This is a genomic window from Apibacter muscae, from assembly GCF_007845595.1.
Lineage (GTDB): Bacteria > Bacteroidota > Bacteroidia > Flavobacteriales > Weeksellaceae > Apibacter > Apibacter muscae.
The window spans coordinates 13,808-27,956 of the sequence record NZ_SELI01000021.1 but is presented as its reverse complement, the minus strand read 5'-3'; the positions used below and the strand labels follow the sequence as shown (position 1 = coordinate 27,956).

Here is a 14,149-nt window from a genome sequence, read left to right as displayed (position 1 = left end):
TCTAATTTCTTACTGTATATTGTTTATCAAAGCTTAGTTTCACTTGAACTTCTTTTGTTTTATATTGTGATGTAAAAGCAAAGTCTTGATCTTTAATGAAAACTCTTTCCCATTTATATTTAATTCCTTTTTCTACTTTTTGAACAAAGACATTTGGAGATTGGAATAGGGTAATAAATAAATCAAAATACTCTCCCTCTAGGGTAGTTGTAAGAGTTATATTCTTTTGCTGGTCCATACCTAGGGTAGATTGATTTGGATCTTCAAAATCTATAGTCTTATCAGAATCTGAACTAGTAAATAAATCTATTCTACCTATCTCGTCAACACTATAAGATTCTTCAAATGATCGAAAATACCAGAAATAATAATCTGTATTTAACCCATACCAAGTAAGATAATAACCAGAGCAGCTATGAGTGGGAATTTTTTTAATTTCAATGGTAGGATTATATAACTTTATAAGATCGATATTATCTGTTATAAATCTAGTTTTTAAGTCCTCCGATAACCAGGAATAAACAAAACCCATTCCATCCCAGTAAACTTTTTTTACCACATCGTCGATTATGAATTTATCCCACACTATATCATCTAAGAGAGATAAATTTATGGAGGTGTTTTCTATTGCGATATTGTTAAAATCTCTCGCTACAAAAGAAACCGTAGCTTCCGCAAAATGAACATTAGGGATAGATGTTAATTCTTTGGAAGTGTAATTGCTTAAATCAAAAACAAAAGGATAAAAAGCTAATTTTAACCATGCCTGTATTTCTGCATTATAATTTTTTTCAATTGGATAAATAATATTACTATACATTTGTCCATTTACAGAATAAGCGATTTGCATATTTTTCGTGTTATTATCAGTCGTAATGCTTAAAATTTTAGGTGAATTAACTTTTACTAATTCTTCGTTTTCAATTCCTTTAATGACCATTTTTTAAAAGTTTTTTTAGTATTTCAATTAATCTCTGTTGGTATTCGGGCAATAAAACTTTTCCTACCTGCAGGGCTATTTCTTGTTTATTTTTACTGTCTTCCAAAACCTTTAATAGGTTATTTTCTCCTTTTTGAAAGGTTCTTGTACCGTTTTTTGCAATGGTTTTTGCTACTGCATAAGGGTTAGCTTTTATTCCTTTTTGTTTTAACCAAAGGGCAATAGCAGCAATAGGGGGTAATTTCCCTGATGCTCGTCCATGAATCATATAATGAGTATAATTGGCTCCCAATATTTCTATTGTATTTCCTCTTGTTCTAACATCTAACATCCTCGACCATTGCCCGGACGCTCTTAATTTTAAGCGATCGTAGTTTGGAATAAGAATTTTTTCACATACATTTCGCCCTATAACTTCTAGACCTTTTTCTTTACTTTTATTCATATAGTCTGAAAATGAATTTAATTTTTAATCCGTTGTAAATATTGGACAGGTAGTTATAAACAATAGATATTTTTTTTCTATTAACCTGAACATCATAACCTAAGGCTCTACAAAAATCAAGGACATTCTCCCCTGAGAAACAATCTATTAAAGGTTTGTATATCTTATTCCAGTTGCTTTGTTCTATAGGATAACCCGTTATTTCATTATAGTTATTGGAAAGTAAGGCTCCTGTTTTTAATACATAAAGATCAAAAGAATAATCAATATACTTCTGAGAGGGATAACCTGTTTTTTTATCATAAGTAACTACGTCATCAATTTCTAATTCGGTTAAAAAAAGATGATTACAACATTTTGTTTCTTCTTTTAGTTGATGGATGGATGCTTGAGATTCAACCAATGGAGCAGAAAAATCCCAACACTCTCCACATTTTTTTTGATCATTCCAAATTGTCGTTTGTTTTTCCCAAAATTCAATGATATCGAAGTGCTTCATCTTTTTATTTTATTTTTTCTCATTAAAACTTTAGAGTACGCTTGTTGAAAGTTATTAGTGACTTGATTTTTATATAGTTTATTTAATACATCGAAATAGGATAACTTTACTATCTTCTCCCATTTAAGAATATCTCCACCTGCTAAAGCATCAATGGTATTAATGACACCAAATTGATTGAAGTTATTTATTCCAGCTTCAAGTTCTTCGGAAGTAGGGGGGGTATTAAATAATTCTTTTTCTACTTGGTTGATTGCTTCTAATTCATCCATAATCCAAAAAAGAAAGGATAATAAATCAGAGTTTGAAATCTTTTTTATTTCATCTAACTCTGTATGGTTATCGTTTTCTTTCAGAATTAGTTGAATAACTTGTAAATATTTAGCATCTTTTATATAGTTAACTAAATTTATTTTTACACATTCAAATGAAGTAAATTTTAAAGGTTTACAATTAGTATTTAGTAATTCATTTTTTCTTTTAATGGCTTGCTTTATCAACATAAAGTCCTCTTGATCTATTGAGTTTAAATCATGAATCAGTTTTAAGTTTATATTTTCATTTGTCATATTATTCGGCTTGAAAGTATGGTTACAGTTTTTTTTGGTTGTAGATCGAAGAACATTCTCATAAGTATCATATCCCTATAGTCAGGAGATCTTCCTATATCTTCTTTTATTCTTGCCTTTTTTACAATGGATAATTTTTTGGTAACTGCTGGATCTATTTCAATTGTCCCAAGCTCTTGGATAATTCTTTCTTTTTCGGACGGAGATACATCTGCGTTGATATAAATCCCAGCTGTGTTTATTCTATCAGCTAACTTAAATAAACATTGAGATTGCAAGTTTTCATATTCCGGTACTTCTGTTTTTCCATTAGTAATTTTTTCTTCTAAAGGCCTTGCATTATTCTTAAAACCTACAATACCGCAATTGTCTACTACACCGCCTCCAACACCATCTTCATCTGCAATGCATTTATTTTTAGGTATGTTATATTTTACTCTTAGAGCTTCAATTACAGATTGTATTTCAGTTGTTTTACTAATATCAAAGCTTATTATTTCTTCCAATATCCACCCATCCCAAACCCCTATTTTAGCTTCGTCAGAACCAAACCTTGCAATATCTGCTGTTAGATAATAGTTATTTGTTTTTTGAATGTGATCATTTTCAAAAACGCCAATTAAGTCATCATAACTACATAAAGCATATGGATTGTCGTCATATTCCCAATTTCCATTTAATAATCTTTCTCTTTTTGCTTTGTCTTTGGTTCTTTTTAATCTTTCTATGTAGCCATTTTCAATAAATGGATTATCTTGAACAAAGGCAAGGAGCATTTTTTTATGAGCTTCTAAATTATTTTCTTTAAAAGGTTTATAAAAATCTGTGTACAACCAATTTTTCTTTGGATTACATGTTATAAAAACTTTAGCAGTAATTTTATATAAGTCGTTATAGTGCCTTCCTATTCGGGTTTTTAACACATCATAAGCCCCGAAATTTATTTCACCTGCTTCTTCAATCCACCCTCCTGTATATTCAGTGGACCCAAAACGTTCATAAAGAGGATCTCTAGGTAGATATTTAAGTTCTAATAAATCAATTCTACTACCATTTTCAAATTGAATGAAGTTTTTTTGACCGTTGTATTTAAATGATCCTGCTTCATAGGTTTTAGCAACTTTAAAAAAAGTTATTAGAGTAGATTCTGTTATCCTTTTTAGTTCTTCTCTACCAATAAACCATTTAGATCCAGGATACGCAAGAGAATTAAATAACAACCAAGAACACCCTGTCCAACTTTTTGCACCCCCTGCAGCTCCTCCATAAGAAAATTCTTCCGTCTCTTTATCTGTTAAAATTTTTAATGCTTGTTGTTGTTTTAAATGTCTCTTTCCCTCAATGTTAATAATAAAATCAAAAATACCTCTTTTGAAGGCTTCAATTTTAACATCTAATGGAGTGATTCCTTTAATTAGTTCGCTAATATGATTAGTTGATATTTGCATTTAACAATTCTTTAATTGTTTCATTTGAAAGGCTTGAAAAGTTAATGTTACTTTTCTTTTGTTCGTTGTTTTTTTCATACCCTCCTAAATGTTTCAATAGCTTGTCGATAGCCCCCTCTTTACTTACAAGTTTTATTTTCTTTATTAATCCTGTAAATTTCATACTTCCCGGAGCCCCGTCATTAATTCCTATTGATGTTGATTCCTCTATTTCTAAACTAGCAATGGCGTTTCTTGTGCCTTTTGGTATTTGATTAATTGGCTTTATTGTTCCATCATCATTTAGTATATCTACAGGGTCAAACCTAGCAATATCAGCAAGGATTTTAACCAGCTCGTCAATGGTTATTTTATTTCGCTCTTTTACTTCAGTTCTTAGATTGGTCAGGTAATTTTGAATTTCAGGTTTTTTCAAGTTTTCTTGACCTATGGCATAGGCTGTTTTTTTTGAATATCCAGCCCTTATTGCTGCCTGAGTCGCGTTAAGATCCAGAACATATTCTTCGCAAAATTGTTTTTGTTTTAGAGTTAATTTTTTTTCAGTCATCTTGCGTTTTAAAAATGAGTGATTTCCACCTTTTTGTCTTCACACCCTTCTTTACTTTTCTTCTTTGTTTTCTTATTGGAAAAGAATATAGCGGGTAAGAATATTATAAATGAAATTATGGATGCGCTAAAAAGAATAATAGTAGGAGATAGTACCCACCACCAAGACCACAGTACTATCTTTAAGATCTTAAGTGCTATAAATAGCGCTTGAGCTATTATAAATATATAAGCACAAATATTGATTTCTTTACTTTTCATTTTATAGATGATTTATTTTTTTGAAGTAATTACTTATCTCTTTTCCTCTTTTTTCAATGGATTGGAAAAGTTTTTTTCTTTGGTTAGAGGAAAGGGATTTATTGTTAGTGAAGTAGTCTAATTGAATTTGAACTTCTTTTCTTTGTTCTTCAACTTTGAGGTTAAAGTCTTCTATATTTTTAATAAAAATAATTTTCATAAAGAGCATTTAAAAAAAAAGAGAGCCTAACATAGCTCTCTTAAAATTCTAATAAATTATTTTAAATCAACAAGGGATAATTAAATAAAGAGCGCTTACATTCCCTACACAAATATAGGGTTTTTATTCATAATAACAAATTATATTATAGTTATTTAATTACTTTTATTTAAAGTAAAGATTTAAGTATAAAGCTGAGTAAATTTGTTCATTCTTAAAATTAAAATTAAGGTTTATTAATTTTTTTAAAATTTTATTATTTGTAACGTAATCAGGATAAATAATATATATATATTAGTAAAAAAATATAAAAATATGAAAAAATTAAATCATTTGTTTTCTCTTTTGTTTGCTTTGTCTCTTTTGTTTATTTCCTGTCAAAGTGATTCATTTAGTGATATATCTGAAACACCTGATCTAAAGGTGATGAATTTTACTTATAATGGTAAACAATACTCCAGCACTTATACCATAAAAAATGATTCTACATATGTAATAAATGATAATGAAGTTCAATCATTGTATAATGAGATCATAAACAATCCAACACTTTCTATATTAGTTAATGAAGATGGTAGTATAGAGTATTATGAAAATTATGAAAAAATTAAAGAGAAAGCTTCATTAAAACCGTTTAGTAATTTTAATGTAGTTAAGAGTGGTTATGTTATAATGTATGAGCACGATAATTATTTTGGCAGAAGTATAGGTTATAATATTCCAGTTATAGCTAAAGGTGTCCCGCGTGAACTGAATGATAAAATTACATCTATATACGCACAAGGAACTTACAACTTTTCAGTTACTATATTTGAACACGGTGGTTTAGGAGGAAGAAGTTTGACTCTTAAACCTGTAAGAGTAAATAATCAATATATATTAGAAGTGTTTAATTTAAAAAGCTATAAATATGGGGGAGGTTTTTTTAATCTAAGAAAATGGAATGACAGACTTTCGTCTTTTAGAGTTGATTAATAGTAATTTAAGAAATTTATATAAGCTACTTTTAAGTAGCTTTTTTTGTTGACCAAATAAGAAATATCTGAATATAAGATTCTTTTTTTTGAAGGTTTCATTTAATATCTAATTTAAATAGTTATTAACTTCCTTAGCAAAGTCATCAAAAGAGTAACAAATGGCAGTTTTATAGCCTTTACTTTTAGCTATAGTTAGAAACTCTTTTTGATATTCTGATAATTTTCCTTTACCTATTTTCATCTCAATAAAAAAACCAGAGTAATTTTTTGATGGCTTCATTATAAAAAGATCAGACACTCCAGCTAGTACTCCTTCTCCCTTCATTATTTTAGCTTCTAAAGCATTTCTTTTACCTCCATTTGGAATAGCAAAAATAGTTTCCTTTGGGTATTGGATCTTAAACCAACGAACGCACGCTTGTTGAAGTTTGCTTTCTAAATGCCGGGGTTTGGTATTAACATATTTTACCATTATTGTAAAGTCTAGTTTTGCTTATTTAAAATTTTTATTTTTTCTAAAATACATCCCTCCAAATCTATATTATAATGTTGACAAAATTTTTCTATAAAAGCCAACGAATTAGAAATAGATAAACGAATAGATTTGTTCGATGAAAATTCCTCAATTATTGAATAAATATTAGATATTCGGCTATAAAAATGAAGATTATCTTCAAAATTTTCTACAACACTTTCAACTGCATCTAATTTTACGTCGAATTTATTAGCCAATCCTATAAGTAAAAAATAAGCATCTACTAAATTATCTGCATTATTATCTTTAGCAAATTCGGATAATTTAATAACTACCATCATTGAATAATGCCCAAAATTTTCGTAAGTTTTTTCAAAAATTTCTTTATTAATTTCGCATATCTCTCTTTTATATTTTTCTTTCATATTGTTTATTTTAATTATAAATATATTGCACTTGTCCAATGGATTATTTTCCCATTAAAATCTTCTTTAAAATATTTAAAGAACTCTTCTACGCTGTCAAAGCCATCATTAGATGCCAGCCTTTGTAATTCATAAAAACTTTGCTCTTGACCATCAATTTTAACCATAGGAATATGTTTATGTATTATTTCAATCTTTTGTATTCTTACACACTGAATAACAGGTGCAAATTCAAACTGGTTAGCGGTCCTATTATTTATTACAAAGTGTATTTTATCACCTTCTTTCCATCGGTTGGATTTATCCTGTCTTATAGTATGTATTTTAGGTAATAAACCTATTTTACTCCCCCAACTTTCTCCAAATATTTCCGCATACTTATTATTGTATATGCTATACATGTAAATAGGAGATTTTCTAGAATTTAGAAGACCTCGCCAAATTTTTTCTATAAAATAATTTGGTTTTCCCTCTATTTGTGTTGAAAATGGTAATGTCATGGTTTTAGTTCTTTTTGTATTTTTTTTAATAATTCTGACAAGAAAATATAGCCATCTGAATAATCTTCCTGTATAAAATGTTGAGGCTCTTCTTGCAAATAATCAATAACATTTTTTTTAAATTTTTCTGCTTTTTTATAATCTGGCATTAAATATTTTATCCTATCCCATATATTTAGCATGTGTTCAACAAATTCTAGTGAATAACGACAATACTCGTTAATTTTATCTAAATAGGTATTTAGTATTCCCATTTCCTCGTCAAATTCACCTTCTATCAATCTAATATCATTTTTTATATAATCTTTAATTACCTCAATTGTTTTTTCGCTGGAAAAAGAAAGTATATTTTTAGATAATTTTCTAGCAAAATAATCAGCATTTATATTTAATAAAAATTCTTTTATGTTAGAACCCATACAAAGCCATTCATAATCGAAACACCCATGGTCATTGCTTGATATAATTATTTTACCACCTCCTTTTTTGTAATCTAATAAGACTATATCTGTTGTGCCTATTTTAAAGTTAGTTGTCATGGTTGGTTGTTTTTAGATTTTAATCCTACCTTTTTAATTAATTCTAAATGAGATAATGCTACTACACCACTAACATTTTCAATAAAACAACAGGGCACACCACTTATTAAATATATTTCTCCATCTACTATAATACTTTCTTTAGGTTCTGAATGTTCTCCCGTTTCAAGGTCATAGTAAGAATAATAGTAAACTCTACGCCCCTTTTTACATTGTTCTTTTATTATTCCTATTTTCATTTTATTTTAATTTTAAAGTTTTGTTATCTATTCTTCTATATTTTTTACCTTTCAATATTTGTGTTTTCTCAAGCTCTTTGCCTTTTTCAAGAGCTTTAATTGCCTTAGCTCTATCGAGTTGACGTTGTTTTTCGCTGGTTATTTGTTCTGTTAGTTTCATATTTTTCTATGGCTTTAAATATTTGTAGGATTAAAGGAGGTACTACTGCATTTCCTCCTGCTTGGATTATTTCTTTTCTAGTTCTACTAATCGTTTCTGAAATAATTTTGTTTTCTTCTTTTTCGCTAAGTATTCCATAAGTACTATTTCTAATAATGGTTCGCAATGATTCGGCGGAAAACCCATCATTTCCATTGCAAATAGGGGATTGAGTTGGGAAGTCTTGCCAGTTAGAGCAAAAAAATCGGGTAGAGAATTCTTTTTTGAACGATCTACTTTTTTTAGAGTTTCTGTGGATCTTCCTCCCTTGAAGTCTCTCGTTGCAGGAGTTGGAAGTAATCCTGAATAAGCTAGATCTTGTAGTTTTGCTGTATACACCTGTCCGGAAGTCCTTTTTTTTCTCTTTCCATTCACTTTTTGTGGTCCTCCTACCGCCTCTGATACTGTCGGGGTTGGAAGTAAACCTAGATCCAAAAATTCTGTTTTCCCTTCTTTGTTGCACACTTTCAATCCTTGCGTCTGCACAGTAGGCAATAAAGAAAATTCTATCTCTCCTGTGCGGGGCATTGACACCGCAAGCTGGAAGTAAAAATGGTGTGACTTGGTAGCCTTCAGCTTCCAGCTCAATAAGCACTTGTTCGAATACCATCCCTTCATCCCAACTAAGTAATCCGCGAACGTTTTCACCCACAATCCAGCGTGGTTGAATTTCCCGAATAGCTCTAAGCATCTCCGGCCAGAGATGTCGATCATCTTCTGTACCTTTTCGTTGTCCAGCAAAGGAGAATGGTTGGCAAGGAAATCCCCCTGTAAGGACGTTGATTTTTCCTCGCCATAGAGTGAAATCTGTCTTTTTAATGTCTTCATAACTTATTGCTTTTGGGTATTTTATTTGAAGAAATTGACGCAGGATTGGGTTTATTTCGCAGTGTAGTACATTTTCCCATCCCATCCATTCGGCGGCCAATTCAAAACCACCTATACCGCTAAATAAACTACCATGTGTCATTCCAATTCTTTTATTTTTTGTTTTTTCTTTATTATTTCTAAAAGATTTAATATTTCTTTATTCCTAGATAAATTCTTATCGTTTTTGATCTGCTTTTCTATTTCTAGTAGATAGCTTATTCCCTTTTCTTTACACCTGTAATTCAATAGCGCTTTAAGTTGTTTGATAGATTCTTTCATAATTAAAATGCTTCATCAGGGGTAGCGGTAATAGATACACTTTCATTAGGAATGTCATAGAATCTTGAAGTAGGTAGGTCTACCATACATCTGTCTGCTAAAAGCCCTCCATGTCTATTTTTGGCAATGATAATTTCTGCTTGGTTGGTAGCCTTTTCGTTATTATAATCCTCTAACCAGGTATCTATTTTATAATATTCAGGACGATAAAGGAAAAGCACTTCGTCGGCATCCTGTTCGATGGCTCCAGATTCTCTCAAATCAGACAGTAAAGGTCTTTTACTGCCACCTCTGCTCTCAACAGAACGCGATAGCTGAGACAAGGCAATCACCGGTATATCTAATTCCTTAGCAATTGCTTTTAATCCCCTAGAAATAGCAGATATTTCTTGCTCTCTATTTCCTTTGTTACCTTTTTCCCCTGAAATAAGTTGTAAATAATCCACAAAAAGAATATCAATATTTTTCTGTATTTTCATTGTTTTTGCTCTTATTCTTAAATCAGTAATTGATAGAGATGCAGTATCATCCATTTCAATTTTTAGGTTTTCTAAATGGTTTTGATATTGATTAAATACTTTTTCTTCCCCGGGTGTAAATCCTAATCTTATAAATGAATAATTTGGAATTTTAGTAATATTGGTTGAAATTCTTGTTGTTAATTGTTCTGATGACATTTCCAAAGAAAAAACACCTACTGACATTTCTGCTTTTAAGGCATCAATGATGCATTGTATCATAAAGGCTGTTTTTCCCATTCCTGGTCTTGCAGCAACAATAGAAAGATCAGTTTTTTGCCATCCACCGATAGCTTTTTGAATTACAGATAAAGAAGAGTATACCCCTTGCATAGGGTTGTCTTTAATTGATATAGCTTTAGTTTTAACTATATTTATGAGATCTTTAAAAGTTTTTCTATTGCTGAATTTAGATGTAAATTGATCAATTAAAATTTTTTCAAAAAACTTAAACCCACGATCTCTAAGCTCAAAAACATCAGTTGAATCATCGTTTGCCAGATTTGCTAATTCATTAAATCCTTTAACGCACTGATCCTTTGTCGCTAATTCAACTAAAAGAAATACATTTCGTTCTAAATTTGCCGTCGTCGTTGAATAATTTGTAACGTTTATAAGAAATACTTCGTCGACAGCCCCAAGTAGCTTTCTTTTCCTAAGCTCGGTTGAAATGTTAATAAGGTCAATTCTAACACTTCTTTGAAATAGATCTTGAATTATTTCAAACAAAACAACAAACTCATATTTAGAAAATAAATATTTTTCTAATTTATCAGCAACGACACTGAATGAATTGTGGTAAGAAACCAAAGTTGATATGATATCAAGCTCTATTTTTTCACGCTCAGAGAGTAATTTTAGGTCTAGATGGTTCATTGAAGGTATTGGTATTTAGTTGATTAGTTTGATTTTGTTGAATAGCTTGAGATGAATGAGGTATTTTATTGATCCAATTTTCAAAATGCACAATTATTTCATTTTTATTCCATCTTTTCTCTATCACTTCCTGCTGTGAAATGAAGTCATCAACATACAACAGCATTTCATTTCGAGTACATTTCTTTTTCATACACCACCTCTCAAAACCTTTTTGGCTGGATAATAGTTTTTCCTTTTGCAATTGGTAATAATTTTCATCAAGAGGAATTGCTGGAGTAGGTGGATTTTCTTTCTCTAATTCTTTATTATTTAGTTTAGTTTTATTTAGTTTATTTATTGTATCAGGAACGCTATCAACATCGCATATAGGAACGGGGGCAGGAACGCTATCAACATCGCATATAGGAACGCTGTCAAATTCTGATAGTGTTAGTATGGTGTAAGTGGTAGAACCGTTTAAACCTCTAGAAGTTTTTTCAGGAGTTTTGAAGTCAATTAAACCTAATTGTTTAAGTTTATTTTTAGCAGTTTTAACGGTGTTAACTGATATACCTAATTGAATAGCTATATATCTGTCGGAATGCTTAAAGTTTCGCTTCCAGCCTAATGAATTGCAGGTTTTCAATAAATAGAAATACACCGCAGTTGCATTACAACCGATAGGAAGTTCATTATTGCATTGCCAAAACTGATTAATCAACTCTATATAGTTCATTCTTTACTTTCTTGTACTTTAATACTTGCTTTATTACCTTGATAATAACCTATTTCATAACCTTGGATAGACCACCCTTTAAAACCATCCTTTCTTAATTTTTTTAATAATTCATAGTAATCTTTAATAGTCATTTTCTTTTTCATTACTACTTCAATTACTTCTTCTTGATTTAAAAGGGAGGGCTTTCTCATAAGGTTATTTTAAAAAGGTAAATCATCATCATCAATTGACAGCATTGGTGATGTAGGAGTAGGGGGAATGGCTAGCTCTGGTTTATTAACTTGATTTAATTTTTCTATTTTCCAACCGGTAATGCTATTAAAATACTTAGTTTCTCCTTGTGGGTTTACCCATTCTCTCCCTCTTAGGTTTATACCTATTTTTACTTGATCTCCTATTTTAAAACTGTTGGTTATTTCTGTTCTATCTCCTAATAATTCTATTAATATATGTTGGGGATATTGTTCTTCTGTGGTTATAACCACTTCTCTTTTTTTGAAACCACTATCAAAAGTTTGAACTTCTGATATTAATTTAATTTTGCCTTCAATTTCCATTTGTTTATTATTTAAATTTTAAGGTTAACTCTTCATTTGGTAATGGGATTTCAACGTTGAAATAGTTAAATGCTAATCTTCTGCATTTTTCATGATAATCTTCTTGAGTAATCGTTGAGTTATCTGAAGTACTTCTTACGGACCTAATAATTTCTCCAGTATTTTCATTCACTATTTCCTTATAATTACAATTATACTTAAGCATTTCATGGACTTGTTCTTTGCTCATATATTCTCCCCATTCATTAAATATTCCTTCTTGAATTAGGGGGACAATTACTCCCCAGTAATAAGCATTTTGAGGATTGCTCCTTTTTTTTCCTTCACTCTCAAAGGTTAATTTTAAGTTTTTACCTTCGTAGGCTTGAAAGATCTTAGTAACTAAATGTCTATTTCTTTTAATCCTTCCATTCACTACAGAGGTAATTATGGTTGTTTTTTTCATACATTAAAAATTTCGTTGTCAAAACCTTTAATCCATGCAGGTTTGTAAAATTTTGTTTTGGATTGGAAGAAATTATAAGATTTAGAAAATGCATTTTCATCAATCATCTTGTCTAAGCAATTCACTAAAAACTCTACCTTTCTTCTGGCATAGTCTAAATAACCTTCATCTACTTCAATAATTGAATAGTTGAATTTTTCATCATAAACAATAAATTTGAATTTAGGTACCATTGTTTTTCCTAGGATCATTAAGCCTAATGAGTAAAGCCCAAATTGTATATCATACCCGAACTTTCTCATGTCATACTCAAACTTGTCAGGGCTACAATCAGAAGCAAATTTCAAGTCATGAAATATTTTCGGGCTGTAAGTATCTAGTATTCCTTTAAAATTCCAGCCTTTAAATTCAAATTCAATTTTTTTTTGGACCTCTTCAACTATTTCCAATTCAGCTAAAACATCTTCTTGGTTTTTTAAATTATTGGAAATAGCTTCACAAATGTTAAATAGGTCTTTACTTATGATGTCTTTACCATTTTTTAAAGCAATTATGTAAGCATTTAAATGTTTTAGAGGTTCAGGATTTCCTTTTTTATAAAAGTTAAAATACAAGGAATCAAAAGCCACTTCTAATTCATCTTTACTCTCAGCTACTGCTTTGCAGAAATTAACCTGCAGCTCTGTGGTAGGGGTATTTTCTACAATGGAGTAAGTTTTATCAAATAGTTCTGGGGTAAGTACTAAACAGTCAATAACACTTCCTTTTTTTTGAGATTCTGTTTGTGGTTTTTTGGGTTCTAAATAATAGTTAAGGAAATTTACCGGACTACTTAAGTGTTTTATAGATGAATAACTTAATACTTTTTCTCTGCTTTTTAATTGATCTATTAATATTTCTCTTTCTGTTTTTTTAGGTTCCTGATTTATAATTGCATCTAAATCTTCTGGATTTTCAGCATAATATTGTTCAGAAATATCGGTCGCTATAACGGAAGAAACACTCATGATTATTTGGTTTTAGATTGTCCTCTTAATTCTTTGATTCTATTTTTTAATGCAATACTTTGATCGGGTGTCATGGATTTAGGCTCTGTAGTCCATTCTTTCCCAAAGGAGATTAATAATCCTATGTCTTTCGATTTTAAAATTTCATTTAGATCCTCTTCTCTTAATAAAGAGTCTAAATCATCTTCATCTGTAGATATATGAAAGTATTTTAGTAGAAAATACCTCTCTGCATAAGTTAGTGCAGAACCCACGCCCTTATCCCAACCATTCATACCATTGGCAAAAAATACATTTTCATCTTTTTCTCCAGTTACAACATCTATCCATGTAAATTTTAATTTAAGTTTGGATAGAATTTCAGATTTAATTACTTCTTTATTTTGGTTGTAATCAATTCTTATGTTTTCAAGATCTAATACTTCTTGTTTTAGTAATAGACCGTATTTATTCATAATAGGTTTTATATTATTTAAAACTTTAGAACCTGACACATATTGATAGTTATATCCTTTAGTGTTTTTACCTAAGCCTCTTATTTCTTCTTGTATTTTGAGTAATTTTTGATATATGTTTGTTTTGTTTTCTGTATTCATTTTTTTTATTTCTTAGGGG

24 protein-coding genes are annotated in these 14,149 nt (G+C 30.0%); 1 reads left to right on the top strand and 23 read right to left on the bottom strand.

From position 1 onward, the window contains the following. Position 1: 1 nt before the first annotated feature. The 8 genes from ETU10_RS08510 to ETU10_RS08475 are packed head-to-tail and all read right to left on the bottom strand — an operon-like array spanning position 2 to position 4,907. Positions 2 to 940, bottom strand: a complete 939-nt coding sequence (locus ETU10_RS08510) for a hypothetical protein (RefSeq protein ID WP_146311476.1) — start codon at positions 938 to 940, stop codon at positions 2 to 4. After that, positions 930 to 1,385, bottom strand: coding sequence for a hypothetical protein (locus ETU10_RS08505; protein WP_146311474.1), 456 nt, complete (start codon positions 1,383 to 1,385; stop codon positions 930 to 932). Before ETU10_RS08505 ends, ETU10_RS08510 begins: the two co-directional genes overlap by 11 nt. Then, positions 1,378 to 1,884 carry a hypothetical protein gene (locus ETU10_RS08500; protein WP_146311472.1) on the bottom strand — a complete coding sequence of 169 codons (507 nt, stop codon included), beginning with the start codon at positions 1,882 to 1,884 and terminating at the stop codon, positions 1,378 to 1,380. Before ETU10_RS08500 ends, ETU10_RS08505 begins: the two co-directional genes overlap by 8 nt. Then, positions 1,881 to 2,453 (bottom strand): hypothetical protein, encoded by a 573-nt coding sequence (locus tag ETU10_RS08495; RefSeq protein WP_146311470.1) that lies wholly within the window; start codon positions 2,451 to 2,453, stop codon positions 1,881 to 1,883. Before ETU10_RS08495 ends, ETU10_RS08500 begins: the two co-directional genes overlap by 4 nt. Continuing rightward, positions 2,450 to 3,901: a phage terminase large subunit gene (locus ETU10_RS08490; protein WP_146311468.1), complete on the bottom strand. Its 1,452-nt coding sequence runs from the start codon at positions 3,899 to 3,901 to the stop codon at positions 2,450 to 2,452. The genes ETU10_RS08495 and ETU10_RS08490 overlap by 4 nt, the downstream gene beginning before the upstream one ends. Further along, positions 3,885 to 4,448: a terminase small subunit gene (locus ETU10_RS08485; RefSeq protein ID WP_146311466.1), complete on the bottom strand. Its 564-nt coding sequence runs from the start codon at positions 4,446 to 4,448 to the stop codon at positions 3,885 to 3,887. The genes ETU10_RS08490 and ETU10_RS08485 overlap by 17 nt, the downstream gene beginning before the upstream one ends. 8 nt (positions 4,449 to 4,456) lie before the next feature. Continuing rightward, on the bottom strand, positions 4,457 to 4,708 hold the full coding sequence (locus tag ETU10_RS08480) for a hypothetical protein (RefSeq protein WP_146311464.1): 252 nt from the start codon (positions 4,706 to 4,708) through the stop codon (positions 4,457 to 4,459). A gap of 1 nt (position 4,709) precedes the next feature. Beyond that, on the bottom strand, positions 4,710 to 4,907 hold the full coding sequence (locus ETU10_RS08475; RefSeq protein ID WP_146311462.1) for a hypothetical protein: 198 nt from the start codon (positions 4,905 to 4,907) through the stop codon (positions 4,710 to 4,712). A 315-nt stretch (positions 4,908 to 5,222) separates the two neighbouring features. Here ETU10_RS08475 and ETU10_RS08470 point away from each other — a divergent pair, with 315 nt between their 5' ends. Next, the gene (locus ETU10_RS08470; protein ID WP_146311460.1) at positions 5,223 to 5,882 is read left to right on the top strand and encodes a hypothetical protein; all 660 of its coding nucleotides are present in this window, start codon (positions 5,223 to 5,225) and stop codon (positions 5,880 to 5,882) included. 108 nt (positions 5,883 to 5,990) lie between these two features. On the opposite strand, the gene ETU10_RS08465 is transcribed toward ETU10_RS08470, so the two are convergent. The 15 genes from ETU10_RS08465 to ETU10_RS08400 are packed head-to-tail and all read right to left on the bottom strand — an operon-like array spanning position 5,991 to position 14,130. Then, positions 5,991 to 6,356 (bottom strand): VRR-NUC domain-containing protein, encoded by a 366-nt coding sequence (locus ETU10_RS08465; protein WP_146311458.1) that lies wholly within the window; start codon positions 6,354 to 6,356, stop codon positions 5,991 to 5,993. Between the two features lie 11 nt (positions 6,357 to 6,367). Next, complete coding sequence (locus ETU10_RS08460; protein WP_146311456.1) at positions 6,368 to 6,784, bottom strand: hypothetical protein; 417 nt, start codon at positions 6,782 to 6,784, stop codon at positions 6,368 to 6,370. Positions 6,785 to 6,798: 14 nt separating this feature from the next. Beyond that, a complete protein-coding gene (locus ETU10_RS08455; RefSeq protein ID WP_146311454.1) occupies positions 6,799 to 7,284 on the bottom strand; it encodes a hypothetical protein in 486 nt (161 codons plus the stop codon). Continuing rightward, entirely contained in the window at positions 7,281 to 7,823 is a 543-nt protein-coding gene (locus ETU10_RS08450; protein WP_146311452.1) for a hypothetical protein, read from the bottom strand. The genes ETU10_RS08455 and ETU10_RS08450 overlap by 4 nt, the downstream gene beginning before the upstream one ends. After that, positions 7,820 to 8,062 (bottom strand): hypothetical protein, encoded by a 243-nt coding sequence (locus ETU10_RS08445; protein WP_146311450.1) that lies wholly within the window; start codon positions 8,060 to 8,062, stop codon positions 7,820 to 7,822. Before ETU10_RS08445 ends, ETU10_RS08450 begins: the two co-directional genes overlap by 4 nt. A 1-nt stretch (position 8,063) precedes the next feature. Then, positions 8,064 to 8,222 (bottom strand): hypothetical protein, encoded by a 159-nt coding sequence (locus tag ETU10_RS11180; protein WP_185145086.1) that lies wholly within the window; start codon positions 8,220 to 8,222, stop codon positions 8,064 to 8,066. Further along, on the bottom strand, positions 8,173 to 9,174 hold the full coding sequence (gene dcm, locus ETU10_RS11435; protein WP_394344705.1) for a DNA (cytosine-5-)-methyltransferase: 1,002 nt from the start codon (positions 9,172 to 9,174) through the stop codon (positions 8,173 to 8,175). Before dcm ends, ETU10_RS11180 begins: the two co-directional genes overlap by 50 nt. 53 nt (positions 9,175 to 9,227) lie before the next feature. After that, positions 9,228 to 9,410 carry a hypothetical protein gene (locus ETU10_RS08435; protein WP_146311445.1) on the bottom strand — a complete coding sequence of 61 codons (183 nt, stop codon included), beginning with the start codon at positions 9,408 to 9,410 and terminating at the stop codon, positions 9,228 to 9,230. Positions 9,411 to 9,412: 2 nt separating this feature from the next. Beyond that, entirely contained in the window at positions 9,413 to 10,804 is a 1,392-nt protein-coding gene (locus ETU10_RS08430; protein WP_146311443.1) for a replicative DNA helicase, read from the bottom strand. Beyond that, on the bottom strand, positions 10,773 to 11,522 hold the full coding sequence (locus ETU10_RS08425; protein WP_146292514.1) for a hypothetical protein: 750 nt from the start codon (positions 11,520 to 11,522) through the stop codon (positions 10,773 to 10,775). The genes ETU10_RS08430 and ETU10_RS08425 overlap by 32 nt, the downstream gene beginning before the upstream one ends. Then, entirely contained in the window at positions 11,519 to 11,716 is a 198-nt protein-coding gene (locus ETU10_RS08420; protein ID WP_146311441.1) for a hypothetical protein, read from the bottom strand. The genes ETU10_RS08425 and ETU10_RS08420 overlap by 4 nt, the downstream gene beginning before the upstream one ends. 9 nt (positions 11,717 to 11,725) lie before the next feature. Beyond that, complete coding sequence (locus tag ETU10_RS08415) at positions 11,726 to 12,082, bottom strand: DUF3127 domain-containing protein (RefSeq protein ID WP_146311439.1); 357 nt, start codon at positions 12,080 to 12,082, stop codon at positions 11,726 to 11,728. Between the two features lie 7 nt (positions 12,083 to 12,089). Next, positions 12,090 to 12,527 carry a hypothetical protein gene (locus ETU10_RS08410; RefSeq protein WP_146292521.1) on the bottom strand — a complete coding sequence of 146 codons (438 nt, stop codon included), beginning with the start codon at positions 12,525 to 12,527 and terminating at the stop codon, positions 12,090 to 12,092. After that, complete coding sequence (locus ETU10_RS08405; RefSeq protein WP_146311436.1) at positions 12,524 to 13,534, bottom strand: PD-(D/E)XK nuclease-like domain-containing protein; 1,011 nt, start codon at positions 13,532 to 13,534, stop codon at positions 12,524 to 12,526. The genes ETU10_RS08410 and ETU10_RS08405 overlap by 4 nt, the downstream gene beginning before the upstream one ends. Positions 13,535 to 13,536: 2 nt before the next feature. Next, a complete protein-coding gene (locus tag ETU10_RS08400; protein WP_146311434.1) occupies positions 13,537 to 14,130 on the bottom strand; it encodes an ERF family protein in 594 nt (197 codons plus the stop codon). Positions 14,131 to 14,149: the final 19 nt, after the last annotated feature.

Bases quoted from the DNA above. Each gene is read 5' to 3' on its own strand.
- ETU10_RS08510 (WP_146311476.1), bottom strand. From the start codon at position 940: ATGGTCATTAAAGGAATTGAAAACGAAGAATTAGTAAAAGTTAATTCA.
- ETU10_RS08475 (WP_146311462.1), bottom strand. From the start codon at position 4,907: ATGAAAATTATTTTTATTAAAAATATAGAAGACTTTAACCTCAAAGTT.
- ETU10_RS08505 (WP_146311474.1), bottom strand. From the start codon at position 1,385: ATGAATAAAAGTAAAGAAAAAGGTCTAGAAGTTATAGGGCGAAATGTA.
- ETU10_RS08405 (WP_146311436.1), bottom strand. From the start codon at position 13,534: ATGAGTGTTTCTTCCGTTATAGCGACCGATATTTCTGAACAATATTAT.
- ETU10_RS08495 (WP_146311470.1), bottom strand. From the start codon at position 2,453: ATGACAAATGAAAATATAAACTTAAAACTGATTCATGATTTAAACTCA.
- ETU10_RS08450 (WP_146311452.1), bottom strand. From the start codon at position 7,823: ATGACAACTAACTTTAAAATAGGCACAACAGATATAGTCTTATTAGAT.
- ETU10_RS08485 (WP_146311466.1), bottom strand. From the start codon at position 4,448: ATGACTGAAAAAAAATTAACTCTAAAACAAAAACAATTTTGCGAAGAA.
- ETU10_RS08430 (WP_146311443.1), bottom strand. From the start codon at position 10,804: ATGAACCATCTAGACCTAAAATTACTCTCTGAGCGTGAAAAAATAGAG.
- ETU10_RS08455 (WP_146311454.1), bottom strand. From the start codon at position 7,284: ATGACATTACCATTTTCAACACAAATAGAGGGAAAACCAAATTATTTT.
- ETU10_RS08410 (WP_146292521.1), bottom strand. From the start codon at position 12,527: ATGAAAAAAACAACCATAATTACCTCTGTAGTGAATGGAAGGATTAAA.
- ETU10_RS08500 (WP_146311472.1), bottom strand. From the start codon at position 1,884: ATGAAGCACTTCGATATCATTGAATTTTGGGAAAAACAAACGACAATT.
- ETU10_RS08480 (WP_146311464.1), bottom strand. From the start codon at position 4,708: ATGAAAAGTAAAGAAATCAATATTTGTGCTTATATATTTATAATAGCT.
- ETU10_RS08470 (WP_146311460.1), top strand. From the start codon at position 5,223: ATGAAAAAATTAAATCATTTGTTTTCTCTTTTGTTTGCTTTGTCTCTT.
- ETU10_RS08400 (WP_146311434.1), bottom strand. From the start codon at position 14,130: ATGAATACAGAAAACAAAACAAACATATATCAAAAATTACTCAAAATA.
- ETU10_RS08425 (WP_146292514.1), bottom strand. From the start codon at position 11,522: ATGAACTATATAGAGTTGATTAATCAGTTTTGGCAATGCAATAATGAA.
- ETU10_RS08420 (WP_146311441.1), bottom strand. From the start codon at position 11,716: ATGAGAAAGCCCTCCCTTTTAAATCAAGAAGAAGTAATTGAAGTAGTA.
- dcm (WP_394344705.1), bottom strand. From the start codon at position 9,174: ATGGGATGGGAAAATGTACTACACTGCGAAATAAACCCAATCCTGCGT.
- ETU10_RS08435 (WP_146311445.1), bottom strand. From the start codon at position 9,410: ATGAAAGAATCTATCAAACAACTTAAAGCGCTATTGAATTACAGGTGT.
- ETU10_RS08415 (WP_146311439.1), bottom strand. From the start codon at position 12,082: ATGGAAATTGAAGGCAAAATTAAATTAATATCAGAAGTTCAAACTTTT.
- ETU10_RS11180 (WP_185145086.1), bottom strand. From the start codon at position 8,222: ATGAAACTAACAGAACAAATAACCAGCGAAAAACAACGTCAACTCGAT.
- ETU10_RS08460 (WP_146311456.1), bottom strand. From the start codon at position 6,784: ATGAAAGAAAAATATAAAAGAGAGATATGCGAAATTAATAAAGAAATT.
- ETU10_RS08445 (WP_146311450.1), bottom strand. From the start codon at position 8,062: ATGAAAATAGGAATAATAAAAGAACAATGTAAAAAGGGGCGTAGAGTT.
- ETU10_RS08490 (WP_146311468.1), bottom strand. From the start codon at position 3,901: ATGCAAATATCAACTAATCATATTAGCGAACTAATTAAAGGAATCACT.
- ETU10_RS08465 (WP_146311458.1), bottom strand. From the start codon at position 6,356: ATGGTAAAATATGTTAATACCAAACCCCGGCATTTAGAAAGCAAACTT.